Below are 13,861 nucleotides of genomic sequence, written 5' to 3' on the forward strand. Positions count from 1 at the left end.
ACGTTTTATAGTTCGAAAAACAGCCCGCCATCCCCCTGGCGGGCTGTGTCCGTACCCAACCCCGCCCTGCACATCACGCAGGCTTCGCCCATCGAAAGTCATGAGGAGACAGGCCATGACCGGAACGAACAAGCTTCTCCCGTACACCGACACCGACGCGCAGGAGACCAAGGAATGGCTGGAGGCGCTGGCCGCCGTCGTCGAGCACGAAGGCCCCGAGCGCGCCCATTACCTGATCGAATCCCTGATCGCCGCCGCCCGCGAGGAAGGGGTGAACATTCCCTACTCGGCGAACACCGCGTACATCAACACCATTCCCGTCGAGCAGCAGCCGTCCTATCCCGGCGACCCGGACATGGAAATCAAGATCCATTCCTACATCCGCTGGAATGCGATGGCGATGGTGGTGCGCGCCAACAAAAACACCAACGTCGGCGGCCACATCGCCTCCTTCGCCTCCGCCGCCGCACTCTACGACGTCGGCTTCTCGCATTTCTGGCACGCCCCTTCGGCCGACCATGACGGCGACCTGATCTACTTCCAGGGCCATTCGGTACCCGGGATCTACGCCCGCGCCTACATGCTCGGGCGCTTCACCGAAGAGCAGATGGACAACTTCCGCCAGGAAGTGGGCGGGAAGGGGATTTCCTCCTACCCGCATCCCTGGCTGATGCCGGATTTCTGGCAATTTCCGACGGTGTCGATGGGGCTCGGCCCGCTGTGCGCGATCTACGCCGCACGGTTCATGAAATACCTTGCCAGCCGCAACCTGATCGACCCGGCGCGCGCCGCCCGGCGCAAGGTGTGGGCCTTCCTCGGCGACGGCGAAACCGACGAGGTCGAGTCGCTCGGCGCCATCGGCATGGCCGGGCGCGAGCGCCTCGACAACCTCGTCTTCGTCATCAACTGCAACCTGCAGCGCCTGGACGGCCCGGTGCGCGGCAACGGCAAGATCATCCAGGAACTGGAAGCCGAGTTCCGCGGCGCGGGCTGGAACGTCATCAAGGTGATCTGGGGCACGCACTGGGACGCGCTGTTCGCCCGCGACCAGAAAGGTCTGCTCAAGCAGCGCATGATGGAACTGTGCGACGGCGACTACCAGACCTTCAAGGCGAAGGACGGCGCGTATGTGCGCGAGCATTTCTTCAACACGCCCGAGCTGCGCGCGCTGGTGGCCGACTGGACCGACGAGCAGGTTTGGAACCTGAACCGCGGCGGCCACGACCTGTTCAAGATCTACGCCGCCTACAAGGAGGCCAACGAACACCAGGGCCAGCCCACGCTGATCCTGGCGAAGACGATCAAGGGCTTCGGCATGGGCCAGGCCGGTGAGGCGATGAACATCTCGCACCAGCAGAAGAAGATGGATGTCGAGGCCATCCGCCGCTTCCGCGACCGCTTCGGCCTGCCGGTACCCGACGACCAGATCAAGGACCTGCCCTACCTGAAGTTCGCCGAGGATTCGCCCGAGTACCGCTACCTGCGCGAACACCGCATGAACCTGGGCGGCTTCCTGCCCCAGCGCCGGCGCAAGGCCGACGCCCTGCCGGTGCCGGCGCTGGAAGCCTTTGCCGCGCTGCTGAAGGCTTCGGGAGAGGGCCGCGAGCTGTCGACGACGATGGCCGTGGTGCGGATGATGAACACCCTCCTCAAGGACAAGCAGATCGGCCGCCATGTGGTCCCGATCGTGCCCGACGAGAGCCGCACCTTCGGCATGGAAGGGATGTTCCGCCAGTACGGCATCTGGAACCAGGAAGGGCAGAAATACCTGCCCGAAGACCATGACCAGCTGATGTTCTACAAGGAGTCCCAGACCGGCCAGGTGCTGCAGGAAGGCATCAACGAGGCCGGGGCGATGGCCGACTGGATCGCCGCCGGCACCGCCTACAGCGTGCACGGCGTGCAGATGATCCCTTTCTACATCTTCTACTCGATGTTCGGCCTGCAGCGCACGATGGACCTGTGCTGGGCGGCGGCGGACCAGCGCACCCGCGGCTTCCTGATCGGCGGCACCGCCGGGCGCACCACGCTCAACGGCGAAGGCCTGCAGCACGAGGACGGCCACAGCCTGCTGCTCGCCAACATGATCCCGAACTGCATCAGCTACGACCCGACCTTCCAGTACGAGGTCGCGGTGATCGTGCAGGACGGCCTGCACCGGATGTTCGCCGAGCAGGAAGACCTCTACTACTACATCACGGTGATGAACGAGAACTACGAACATCCCGAGATGCCCGAAGGGGCCGCAGCCGACATCCTCAAGGGCCTGTACCTGTTCCGCAAGGGCGCCGAGGGCAAGGGCCCGCGCGCGCAGCTGCTGGGTTCGGGCGCGATCTTCCGCGAAGTGATCGCCGCCGCCGAACTGCTCAGGAACGACTGGGGCGTGGAAGTCGACCTCTGGGGCGCACCGAGCTTCAACGAACTGGCCCGCAACGGTCACGACGTCGAGCGCTGGAACCTGCTCCACCCGATGGAAGAGCCGAAGAAGTCGCACGTGGAAGAAAAGCTCGGCGGCACCGAAGGCCCGATCATCGCCGCCACCGATTACATCCGCATGTTCCCCGAACAGATCCGCTCGCAGTTGAAGAAGACGTACGTGACGCTCGGCACCGACGGCTTCGGCCGCTCCGACACCCGCGAGCAGTTGCGCCATTTCTTCGAGGTCGACCGCCACTGGGTGACGCTGGCCGCGCTGAAGGCCCTCGCCGATGACGGCGTGATCGGCCGCGACCGGGTCGCCGCAGCGATGCTCAAGTACAACCTCGACCCGAACAAGCCGAACCCGCTCTCGGTCTGAGCGCGCAAGGAGACAAGAACATGAGCCAGCTCATTGAAGTGAAGGTTCCCGACATCGGCGATTTCGACGCCGTGCCAGTGATCGAGTTGTTCGTCAAGGTCGGCGACACCATTGCCGTCGACGACGCCATCGCCACGCTCGAATCCGACAAGGCCACCATGGACGTGCCCTCGTCCGCCGCCGGCGTGGTCCGGGAGGTCCTGGTCGGGATCGGCGACAAAGTGGCCGAAGGCACGGTCCTGATCAGAATCGAAGCCGCCGGCGCAGCGGCCGCCACCCCGGCGCCGGCCGCTGCGGCACCGCCCCCTGCCCCCACGGCCGCTCCAGTCGCGCCCGCTCCGGTCGCAGCCGCGGCGCCCGCGCCGGCTGCCGCCCCTGCCGCTACGGGCGGCATCGTCGAGGTGAAAGTGCCCGACATCGGCGACTTCGACGCCGTGCCGGTGATCGAGCTGTTCGTGAAGGTCGGCGACACGGTCGGGGTCGATGACGCCGTCGCCACCCTCGAATCCGACAAGGCGACGATGGACGTGCCCTCCTCGGCCGCCGGGGTGGTCAGGGAAGTGCTGGTCGCGGTCGGAGACAAGGTCGGCGAAGGCAGCGTGCTGCTGAAGCTCGAAACGGCGGGCGCAAGCGCAGCCACTGCGCCAGCCCCGGCGGCAGCGCCCACACCCGCCCCGCTGCCCGGCGGCAGCGCCGTCGCCACGGCGCCGGCACCGATGCCGGCCGCGGCGGCAGCCGCGCCATCGGCGATCCAGCTCGGCGGCAAGATCCACGCCAGCCCCTCGGTGCGCGCCTTCGCCCGCGAGTTCGGGACCGATCTCGCCCAGGTCAAGGCCACCGGGCCGAAAGGCCGCATCCTCAAGGAAGACGTCACCGCCTTCATCAAGGGCGCGATGACCACAGGCGTGGTCCCGGGCAGGACTGCGGCCGCCGCACCCAGCGGCGCACCGTCGGGCGGGCTCGATCTGCTGCCATGGCCGAAGGTCGACTTCGCCAAGTTCGGCGAGATCGAAGTCAAGCCGTTAAGCCGGATCAAGAAGATCTCCGGCCAGAATCTCGCCCGCAACTGGGTGATGATTCCGGCAGTGACCTACCACGAGGATGCGGACATCACCGAGCTGGAAGCCTTCCGGGTGGCGATGAACAAGGAGCACGAGAAATCGGGCAAGAAGCTCACCATGCTCGCCTTCATCATCAAGGCCTCGGTGCGCGCGCTGCAGGAATTCCCCGAGTTCAACACCAGCCTCGACGGTGACAATCTCGTCTACAAGAAGTACTTCAACATCGCCTTCGCCGCCGACACCCCGAACGGCCTCGTGGTGCCGGTGGTGAAGGATGCCGACAAGAAGAGCGTGTTCGAGATCGCCGCGGAGACCGGCGCCCTCGCCAAGAAGGCGCGCGACGGCAAGCTCGGACCGGCCGACATGTCCGGCGCCTGCTTCACCATCAGCTCGCTCGGCGGCATCGGCGGCACCTACTTCGCCCCGATCGTCAATGCGCCCGAAGTGGCCATCCTCGGGGTGAACAAGTCGGCGATGAAGCCGGTGTGGGACGGCAAGCAGTTCGTGCCGCGCCTGACCCTGCCGATGTCGCTCACCGCGGACCACCGCGTCATCGACGGCGCACTGGCCACCCGCTTCAACGTGTACCTCGCGCAACTGCTGGCGGACTTCCGCCGGGTGATGCTCTGAAACAGTGAGGCGTCAGGCGGAAGGGCCAGGGGCGGCATCCCCGGCCCCGCAGCCTTCCTCTTCCGGAAACTCCTCACGAGGTGATGAAGATGAGTCAAATGATTGAAGTGAAGGTGCCCGACATCGGCGGTTTCGATGCGGTGCCGGTGATCGAGCTGTTCGTGAAGGCAGGCGACACGATCGCGGTCGATGACGCGATCTGCACGCTCGAATCCGACAAGGCGACGATGGATGTGCCCTCCCCGGTCGCCGGCGTGGTCAAGGAAGTGCAGGTCGCGCTCGGCGACAAGGTCAGCGAAGGCGCGGTGCTGATCAAGGTTGAAGCCGCGGGCGCTCCTGCAGGAGCGGCGGCCGCGACGAATACGACACCTGCGCCTGCCCCCACCGGCGCGCCGGCTCCGGCCGTGCCCCCCACCGCCGCTGCGCACGCCGGCGCGGTCGACCTCGAATACGACCTGGTCGTGCTCGGCGCCGGCCCCGGCGGCTATTCGGCGGCCTTCCGCGCGGCCGACCTCGGCCTCAGGACGGCGATCGTCGAGCGCTACGCGACCCTGGGCGGCGTGTGCCTGAACGTCGGCTGCATCCCGTCCAAGGCGCTGCTGCACGTCGCGGCGGTGATCGAGGAGGCCGAGCACGTCGACAAGGCGGGCATCGTCTTCGCCAAGCCGAGCGTGGACGTCGATGCGCTCAGGAAGCACAAGGACGGCGTGATCGGCAAGCTCACCGGCGGGCTCGCCGGGATGGCGAAGGCGCGCAAGGTCGACGTCCTGCACGGCTACGGCAGCTTCCTCGACCCGTACCACCTCGAGATCGAGGAAACCAGCGGCAACCGCCAGGACAAGAGCGGCGCGAAGCAGGTGGTGAAGTTCAAGCAGTGCATCATCGCCGCCGGCTCGGCCGCAGTGCACCTGCCCTTCCTGCCGCGCGACCCGCGCATCGTTGACTCGACTGGCGCGCTGGAACTGCGCCAGGTGCCGGGCAAGATGCTGGTGATCGGCGGCGGCATCATCGGCCTGGAGATGGCCACGGTGTATTCGGCGCTGGGCGCACGCATCGACGTCGTCGAGATGCTCGATCGCCTGATGCAGGGGCCGGACGCGGACGCGGTCAAGGTGTGGGAAAAGCAGAACGCCCAGCGCTTCGACAAGATCATGCTGAAGACGCGGACGGTTGCCGTCGAAGCCAGGGAAGACGGGCTTTACGTCAGCTTCGAAGGCGAAAACGCTCCGCCCGGACCGGTACGCTACGACATGATCCTGCAGTCGGCGGGACGCTCGCCCAACGGCGGCAAGATCGGCGCCGAGAAGGCGGGCGTGATCATCGGCGAGCGCGGCTTCATCCCGGTGGATGCGCAGATGCGCACCAACGTGGCGCACATCTTCGCCATCGGCGACGTCGTCGGCCAGCCCATGCTCGCCCACAAAGCGGTGCATGAAGGCCACGTCGCCGCCGAAGTCGCCGCCGGCGAAGCGCAGGGCAAGGCCGAGCTGGCCCGCAGCGCATTCGACGCCACCGTGATCCCGGGGGTGGCCTACACCCACCCCGAAGTAGCATGGGTCGGTTACACCGAAGCCCAGGCCAAGGCCGAAGGCAAGAAGGTCGAAACGGCCAAGTTCCCGTGGGCCGCGAGCGGCCGCGCGATCGCCAACGGCGCCGAATACGGCTTCACCAAGCTGGTCTTCGACGCCGAGACCCATCGCGTGATCGGCGGCACTCTCGTCGGCCCTTCGGCGGGCGACATGATTGGCGAAGTCTGCCTGGCGATCGAGATGGGCGCCGACGCGGTCGATATCGGCAAGACCATCCACCCCCACCCGACGCTCGGCGAAACAGTGGGGATGGCCGCCGAGCTCGCCCACGGCAGCTGCACCGACCTGCCGCCGATGCGCAAGAAGTGAGGCAGGCGGAGCACTGCAGCGGCAAGCCGAAGGCAAGCGCTCCATCAAGCCCCCGGTTCCCTTCGCTACCCAGGGGCCGGGGGCTTCGGCTATCTACGACGCGTGCGCGGTCAGTCGAGCGCCAGCTGCGCCTTCAGCCAGAAAGTGCGACCGGGTTCATTGATGATCTCGTTGGTCGCGGCCTCGTAACCGGCAATCGCCGCACTGCCCTGCGAGAGGTGCTCGTGGTAGGTGCGATCGAAGACGTTGTCGACACCGGCGGTCAGCAGCGTGACCTTGTTCGGACGCCAGCCGGCATTGAGCGCCAGCGTCGCGAAGCCTGGCGTCGGCCCGAGATCCTTGCCGTTCGAGACGATGCTGCCCGAGCCGACGTCGACCCGGTCCTGCCTGGCCACAACCCTCAACAGGCCGCCGTAGGAGAAGGTGCCATCGCTGTACTCGAGCGCAAGACGCCCTTCGAGCGGGGGCTGCTGGGCGAGCGCGTTGTCGTCGGTGTCGTTCCGGCCATGCACCCAGGCCAGGGTACCCGTCGCGCTCCAGTGGGAAGCGAAGCGCCAGGTCAGATCGGTTTCGAGGCCGTAGAGGGTCGCATCGATGTTGCGGACGTCGGCGACGGAGGAGGTTCCTCGGGTGAACCAGCGCAGCAGCATGTAGTCATCGACCTTGCTGTAAAAGCCCGAGACGGAGGCACGCACGTTGCCGGCCGTCCAGCTCGCACCCACATCGAGCTGGGTGTTCTTTTCCGGCTCCAGCGTATCGAAGCTGCGTGCATCGGCAAGACTTCCCGTGCCGGGCGCCGCACGCATGAACTCCCAGAAATCAGGGAAGCGTTCGGCATGCCCGAGGCCGACGTACCAGGTGCCTGCACCACCGGCGTAATCGCGCTCGAAGCGCAGGAAGCCGCTCGGCAGCGTGTCGCTCTCCTTGGCGCCCCCCATCTTGTCGTTGGTGACCTCGTGGTCATCGATGCGCAAGCCGCCGATCACCCGGCGCACACCGTCGAGCGCGTAAGTCGCCTCGCCGAAGATCCCGTAGCGATCGAAGCCGAAGTCATCCGTGCGCGGCCGGGTCCGGTAATCGACTCCACTGCGGGACGTGTGCTGGTCCGCCTTCACGTCGGCCCCCAGCATGAGCTGCACTGGATCGGTCGGAGTCAGCGTGACCGCAAACCGACCACCCGTGGTCTCACGGTCGGGGTTGTTGAGCATTTTCATGCCCATGTTCGAGCGCAGGCTGAAGTTGTCCATCACGTGATCGAGGTAGCTGTAGTAGGCATGCGCCTCGACCTTGTGCACCAGCGGCGAGATATTGCGTTTCTCAAACTTCAGCCCCACATGCTCACGCTCGAACTTCGTACCGTCCATGGCGCGATCGGCGTAGGCCGCCTCACCATCGCTACGGCCGAAGTTGAGTTCGAGCAGGGTGTTGTCATCGGGCGTCCACCCGAGCGCGCCATGGGTGCTCCAGCGCGTGTAGAAGGAATGCACCTTCTTGCCGTCGCCGTCTTCATAGTCGTTCATGTCCGAGCGCGTCGCACCGATGCGGGCATAAAAGTCGGGATTACCGGCCGTGGCGTCGAAGACCTGGTCGTTGCGCCCCCAGCTACCGAAGGTCAGGCTGCCGCTGGCGGCCCAGCCGGGCTCGCTCATGCGCGTCATGTCGCGCTCGAACAGCACCACCGCTGCGGAATTGCCACCGCCGTAGAGCACGGTCTGCGGCCCTTTGATGACCGTGACGCGATCATACGACTCGGGGTAAATGTAGGCGGTCGGTGGATCCATGCGGCCACCGCAACCGCCGTGCACATCCTGACCGTCCTGGAGGATGTTCAGCCGCGAACCGGACTGGCCGCGGAAGACCGGGTCGCCATCCGCTCCCCCTTTGCGAATCACCGAAAACCCCGGGATGCTTTTCAGCAAGTCGGCGCCGTCGTGCGCCGGCAGCGGCTGGCGGGGCGCCTTGGGGTCGGTGGTGATGGTGAGCGGCGCGGTGGTGAGCGGGGCGGTCACCACCACGCTGCCCAAGGTGGCCTCCTGGGCGACGGCAATCGCCGGCAGCGCAAGGGAGATCGCCACCGCGAGTGGCAAGCGTTGAAAGGTTTTTTGCATGATGAGTGTTCTCGTCGAATGGGCATTGCGGCCGGATCCACACGGATCGCGGGCACGACAAGGCCCGTCCGCTCCCCTGTGGGCGAGCGGAAATCAATGGTCGAAATGGAAAATGCAGGCTGCGGCCTTCAGGGCGCCCCGTCGATGGAGCGCCACGCCACGGCCGTCCGCCGCAGGCTCAGTGCTTGCCGTGCGGCATCTTCATCAGCGCATTGAGCGGGCGCGCCGGCACGCTGAGCTCGACCGAATGGCGGCTGCCATCGTGATTCTCGACCACCAAGGTCAGCGGCACCTGGTCCCCTTCCTTCACCTGCGCCTTCAGATCCATCAGCATGACGTGGTAGCCGCCCGGCGCGAGCTGGACGGTCTGACCTGCCGGCAGCTCGAGCGCCGGGACCGGGCCCATCTTCATGACGTCCTTTTCCATGCGCATTTCGTGGATTTCGACCACCCCGGCGAGCGGCGAGCTGGCGGCGACGAGGCGGGCGGGGACATCGGACTTCAGCTGCATGAAGGCACCGGTCGCCTTTTGCTGCGGCACGGTGGCACGCACCCAGGAGTCGGTCACGGAAACATCGGCGAAGGCCGGCGCAGCGCCCAGGGCGAACAGGGTGGCAAGAACAAGCTTCTTCATTGTGAGAACCATCCAGAACAATCGAATACGTTGAATTTCCGCCCGTGCACGGCAGCGGCCTGTGCAGGATCGGAATGAGCCAGAACGCCAGCACACGCCCCGCACGGAGGCGAAGGTTGGGTTCAGTCGAAATGCAGGAAAAGGCAGGCGTCGAGCCCGGATCGCCCAGCGCCAGAGATCAGGCCGCAAGGGATCCGGCTGCGAGCGATTCAGCCGCGGGCAGGAGGCGCGCGGGGATGAGAAGGCGCCCACACGAACAGTGGGCGCGGAGAGACGAGAAACAGCCGAGGCAGCAGGGCGCCGCCTTCGGGGATGCGCAAAGCGGTCGGCGGCGCGGCCGGTGGCAGGGCCGCCCCGCCTGCGTGCGGGCAGCAATACGGGCACTGCTCGAACGAGGCATCCTGCGGCCCGCCGCCGCTGTCGGCAATGACGCCATGATCGCGGTAGAACGCGGCTTCGGCCGCGGGAAGTTCGATGACGCGGGAGCCGCTGGCCGAACAGACCTCGATCAGGTAACGGCCGCCCTCGTCCGGCCCCATCGCCCGACTGAGCGCCGGCGCCAGGGCACTGGCCATCATCGCGAAAATCGCGAACCAGGCATAGAGGCGGCGGCGAAAGCGTAGCATCGGAAAGCGATGGACCCGGAAGAACTGGACGACGTCCCGGATTGTATCCGAACGCCATCGTTCCTCATTGATCCTGGTCAGCTCGCGGGGGCAGCAGGCCGCCGCTCACGGACCCGCTCGCCGCTTCACCCCAGCCACGCCCTGGCATTGCGGAACATGCGCAGCCAGGGCGAAGCATCGGGGCTGTCCTTCACCAGCCACTGCGGCGCCCACGACATCTGCAGCGTGCGCGCGGTGCGCTCGGGGTGCGGCATCATGATGGTGAAGCGACCGTCGGCGGTCGTAAAGCCGGTCACGCCGGCGGCGGAACCGTTCGGGTTGGCAGGATAGCGCTGCGCCGGCTGACCATGGTTGTCGATGTAACGCAGCGCGAGCAAAGCCTTGTCCCGATCGGCTTCGTGACGGAATACCGCCCGGCCTTCACCGTGGCTGACCACGATCGGCATCCTGCTGCCGGCCATGCCGGCGAGCAGGATCGAAGGGCTGTCGGTGACTTCGACCATCACGAAGCGGGCCTCGAACTGCTCGCTGCGGTTGCGGTGGAAGGTGGGCCAGGCTTCGGCGCCGGGGATGATCGGGGCGAGGTGGGCCATCATCTGGCAGCCGTTGCACACGCCGAGGGCGAACGTGTCGCCGCGACCGAAGAAGGCAGCGAACTCGTCGCGCAGGCGGTTGTTGAACAGGATCGACTTCGCCCAGCCCTGCCCCGCACCGAGCACATCGCCGTACGAGAAGCCGCCGCAAGCCGCCAGGCCGTGGAAGTCGGCGAGGTCGACACGCCCGGCCTGGAGGTCGGACATATGCACGTCGACCGGAGTGAAGCCGGCACGCTCGAAGGCTGCCGCCATCTCGAACTGGGAGTTCACGCCCTGTTCGCGCAGCACCACCACCCGGGGCCGCGCGCCCTTGGCGATGAAGGGCGCGGCGACATCTTCGCGCACGTCGAAGGACAGGGACACCGACAGGCCGGGATCGGCAACATCGGCGAGAGCGTCGAACTCTTGCTGGGCGGATGCGGGATCGTCGCGCAGGCAGGCGATGCGATTGCTGGTTTCGGACCAGGCCTGGAGCAACGCAACGCGGCTGGCGCCGAGCACCAGCTTGGCGCTGCGCCGAATGCGGATCTCGTCCTTGTCGTTGGGCTCGCCGATGAAGTGGTAGGTGAGCTTGGCGGCACGCAGCGCCTCGGTGACGCGTGAGCGCTCCTCGCGGCGGATCTGGATCACCGCCCCCAGTTCCTCGGCGAACAGCGCGGCGAACAGTTTGTCGTCGAAGCGCCCTTTGAGCGTGTCGGGTTTTTTCTCCAGGCCGTCGACATCGTTCATGTAAGGGTCGTAGCAGACGGTATCGAGCACCAGCGACAGGCCGCACTTCGCGGCAAAGGCCATCTCGCACACGGTGGCGAACAGGCCGCCGTCGGAACGGTCGTGATAGGCCAGCAGCAGGCCGTCACGGCGCAGTTGCTGGATGGTCTGGAAGAAGGCATTGAGCTGGTCCGGATCGACATCGGGCGCGTGTTCGCCAACCGAGCCGTAGGCCTGGGCGAAGACCGAGCCGCCAAGGCGGTTCCGGCCGTTACCGAGGTCGACCAGCAGCAGTTCGGTGTCCACGCCTTCGGGCAGCTGCAGCTGGGCGGTGAGCGTGTTGCGGATGTCCTGCACCGGGGCGAAGGCGGTGGCGATCAGCGACAGCGGGGCGACGACCTGCTTATCCTCGCCGCCGTCCTGCCAGGCGGTGCGCATCGACAGCGAGTCCTTGCCGACCGGAATCGACAGGCCGGCGCGGATGCAGAAGTCGGAAACGGCCTTGACCGTGTCGTAGAGCCTGGCGTCCTCGCCACGATGGCCGGCGGCGGCCATCCAGTTGGCCGAGAGTTTGACCTCGCCGAGGCTGGCGATGTCGGCCGCGGCGAGGTTGGTGATCGCTTCGCCGATCGCCATCCGACCCGAGGCCGGTGCGTCGACGCAGGCCAGCGGCGTGCGCTCGCCCAGTGCGAAGGCTTCGCCGCGATAGCCGTGGAAGCTCATCGCGGTCACCGCGACGTCGGCCACCGGCACCTGCCACGGGCCGACGAACTGGTCGCGCGCGGTGAGGCCGCCCACCGAACGGTCGCCGATCGTGATCAGAAAGCTTTTGCTCGCCACCGCCGGCATGCGCAGCACGCGCATCCCGGCCTCCTCGAGGTCGAAGCCGGTGGTGTCGAAGGGCGGCAGGTGCACTGCGCGGCGCGAGACGTTGCGCGTCATCTTCGGCGGCTTGCCGAGCAGCACCTTCATGTCCATGTCCACCGGCTTGTTGCCGAAGTGGCGGTCGGAGACGGTGAGATGGCCGTCGGCGGTGGCGGTGCCGAGCACCGCGAAGGGGCAGCGCTCGCGCTCGCAGAAGGCCTGGAACAGCGGCAGGCTGTCGGGCGCGATCGCCAGCACGTAGCGCTCCTGCGACTCGTTCGACCAGATCTCGCGCGGGCTCATGCCCGGCTCCTCGATGTGCACCTCGCGCAGTTCGAAGTGCGCGCCCAGCCCGGCATGGTCGGCGAGTTCGGGCATCGCGTTCGACAGGCCGCCGGCGCCGACGTCGTGGATGGCGATGATCGGGTTGTTGTCGCCCTGCTGCCAGCAGGCGTCGATCACTTCCTGGCAGCGGCGCTGGATCTCGGGGTTGCCGCGCTGCACCGAGGCAAAGTCGAGGTCGGCGGCGTTGGTGCCGGTCGCCATCGACGAGGCCGCTCCGCCGCCGAGGCCGATCAGCATGCCCGGGCCGCCGAGCTGGATCAGCAGGGTGCCCGGCGGGAAGGTGGGTTTCTCGGATTGCTGCGCCTGGATACTGCCGAGGCCGCCGGCGATCATGATCGGCTTGTGGTAGCCGCGCACCTCGCCCTCCACTTCCTGCTCGAAGGTGCGGAAGTAGCCGGCGAGGTTGGGGCGGCCGAATTCGTTGTTGAAGGCGGCGGCGCCGATCGGCCCCTCGATCATGATGTCGAGCGCCGAGGCGATGCGCCCGGGCTTGCCATAGGGTTTTTCCCAGGGCTGAGTGAAACCGGGAATATTGAGGTTCGAGACCGTGAACCCGGCAAGCCCCGCCTTCGGGCGCGAGCCGCGGCCGGTCGCGCCTTCGTCGCGGATTTCGCCGCCGGCACCGGTGGCCGCCCCCGGGAAAGGCGAGATCGCGGTCGGGTGGTTGTGGGTCTCGACCTTGGCGAGGATGTGGGTGTCCTCGTCGTGGTAGCGAAAGGCGCCATCTGCGTCCGGGTACAGGCGGGCGATGCGCGCACCCTCGATGATCGAGGCGTTGTCCGAATAGGCCACCACCGTGCCTTCGGGGTGGGCCTTGTGGGTGTCCTTGATCATGCCGAACAGCGACTTCTCCATCGGCCGCGCGTCGATTACCCAGTCGGCGTTGAAGATCTTGTGCCGGCAGTGCTCCGAGTTGGCCTGGGCGAACATCATCAGTTCGACGTCGGTCGGGTTGCGTCCCATGCGAGCGAAGTTGTCGACCAGGTAGTCGATTTCGTCTTCGGAGAGGGCGAGGCCGAGTTCGCCGTTGGCCGCTTCGAGCGCTGCGCGGCCACCAGCGAGGATGTCGACGGCGGTCAGCGGCTGCGGCTCGTAATGGTGGAACAGGGCTTCGGCCTCTTCTGCCGTGCCGAGCACCGACTCGGTCATGCGGTCATGAAGCAGCGCCGTCAGCGCAGCATTGCCGTCGACGCCGCGCGCATCCAGCGTGTAGGCGATCCCGCGTTCGATACGGATAATCTTGTCGAAGCCGCATTGGCGGGTGATGTCGGTGGCTTTGGACGACCACGGTGAAATCGTCCCGAGACGCGGCACCACCAAGCGCAGATGCCCCGCAGGCGGATGTTCGGTGTCCGGGTGGGCGCCGAGCAGGTCCACCAGCCGAGCCTGCTCCTCTGCCGTCAAGGCCGCCGATACCTCGATGAAATACCAGTATTCGGCAACGATGCCAGTGAGCCTGGGCAGGACCTCGCTCGCAGCACGGGAAAGGCGCTCCAGACGGGAGGAAGACAGCGCCGCAGCGCCACGCAGCTTGAGGATCGAGGTCATGGTGTCGGGGGTAGAGTCGGTGAACTGGCGGCGAAAAAAGCATGCC

At 66.7% G+C, this 13,861-nt stretch carries 7 protein-coding genes; 3 read left to right on the forward strand and 4 right to left on the reverse strand.

Annotated elements, in window-relative coordinates; translation table 11 throughout:
- Positions 1 to 115 precede the first annotated feature (115 nt).
- The 3 genes from aceE to lpdA all read left to right on the forward strand — a co-directional run bounded on the left by aceE (position 116) and on the right by lpdA (position 6,386).
- Positions 116 to 2,797 carry a pyruvate dehydrogenase (acetyl-transferring), homodimeric type gene (gene aceE / locus Tharo_RS13315; RefSeq protein ID WP_107221630.1) on the forward strand — a complete coding sequence of 894 codons (2,682 nt, stop codon included), beginning with the start codon at positions 116 to 118 and terminating at the stop codon, positions 2,795 to 2,797.
- A 20-nt stretch (positions 2,798 to 2,817) separates the two neighbouring features.
- Positions 2,818 to 4,488: a dihydrolipoyllysine-residue acetyltransferase gene (gene aceF, locus Tharo_RS13320; protein WP_107221631.1), complete on the forward strand. Its 1,671-nt coding sequence runs from the start codon at positions 2,818 to 2,820 to the stop codon at positions 4,486 to 4,488.
- Positions 4,489 to 4,577: 89 nt separating this feature from the next.
- Positions 4,578 to 6,386: a dihydrolipoyl dehydrogenase gene (lpdA, locus tag Tharo_RS13325; RefSeq protein ID WP_107222433.1), complete on the forward strand. Its 1,809-nt coding sequence runs from the start codon at positions 4,578 to 4,580 to the stop codon at positions 6,384 to 6,386.
- A gap of 110 nt (positions 6,387 to 6,496) precedes the next feature.
- Here lpdA and Tharo_RS13330 read toward each other — a convergent pair whose 3' ends face one another.
- From Tharo_RS13330 to purL, 4 genes are all read right to left on the reverse strand, one after another.
- Positions 6,497 to 8,494 carry a TonB-dependent copper receptor gene (locus Tharo_RS13330; protein ID WP_107221632.1) on the reverse strand — a complete coding sequence of 666 codons (1,998 nt, stop codon included), beginning with the start codon at positions 8,492 to 8,494 and terminating at the stop codon, positions 6,497 to 6,499.
- Positions 8,495 to 8,672: 178 nt separating this feature from the next.
- Positions 8,673 to 9,128, reverse strand: coding sequence for a copper chaperone PCu(A)C (locus Tharo_RS13335; protein ID WP_107221633.1), 456 nt, complete (start codon positions 9,126 to 9,128; stop codon positions 8,673 to 8,675).
- 209 nt (positions 9,129 to 9,337) lie between these two features.
- On the reverse strand, positions 9,338 to 9,754 hold the full coding sequence (locus Tharo_RS13340; protein WP_107221634.1) for a DUF2946 domain-containing protein: 417 nt from the start codon (positions 9,752 to 9,754) through the stop codon (positions 9,338 to 9,340).
- Positions 9,755 to 9,879: 125 nt separating this feature from the next.
- The gene (gene purL, locus Tharo_RS13345; protein WP_107221635.1) at positions 9,880 to 13,815 is read right to left on the reverse strand and encodes a phosphoribosylformylglycinamidine synthase; all 3,936 of its coding nucleotides are present in this window, start codon (positions 13,813 to 13,815) and stop codon (positions 9,880 to 9,882) included.
- Positions 13,816 to 13,861 lie beyond the last annotated feature (46 nt).

The organism is Thauera aromatica K172 (genome assembly GCF_003030465.1).
GTDB lineage: Bacteria > Pseudomonadota > Gammaproteobacteria > Burkholderiales > Rhodocyclaceae > Thauera > Thauera aromatica.

Coding starts and splice junctions, on each gene's coding strand:
- aceE (WP_107221630.1), top strand. CDS start 116: ATGACCGGAACGAACAAGCTTCTCCCGTACACCGACACCGACGCGCAG.
- aceF (WP_107221631.1), top strand. CDS start 2,818: ATGAGCCAGCTCATTGAAGTGAAGGTTCCCGACATCGGCGATTTCGAC.
- lpdA (WP_107222433.1), top strand. CDS start 4,578: ATGAGTCAAATGATTGAAGTGAAGGTGCCCGACATCGGCGGTTTCGAT.
- Tharo_RS13330 (WP_107221632.1), bottom strand. CDS start 8,494: ATGCAAAAAACCTTTCAACGCTTGCCACTCGCGGTGGCGATCTCCCTT.
- Tharo_RS13335 (WP_107221633.1), bottom strand. CDS start 9,128: ATGAAGAAGCTTGTTCTTGCCACCCTGTTCGCCCTGGGCGCTGCGCCG.
- Tharo_RS13340 (WP_107221634.1), bottom strand. CDS start 9,754: ATGCTACGCTTTCGCCGCCGCCTCTATGCCTGGTTCGCGATTTTCGCG.
- purL (WP_107221635.1), bottom strand. CDS start 13,815: ATGACCTCGATCCTCAAGCTGCGTGGCGCTGCGGCGCTGTCTTCCTCC.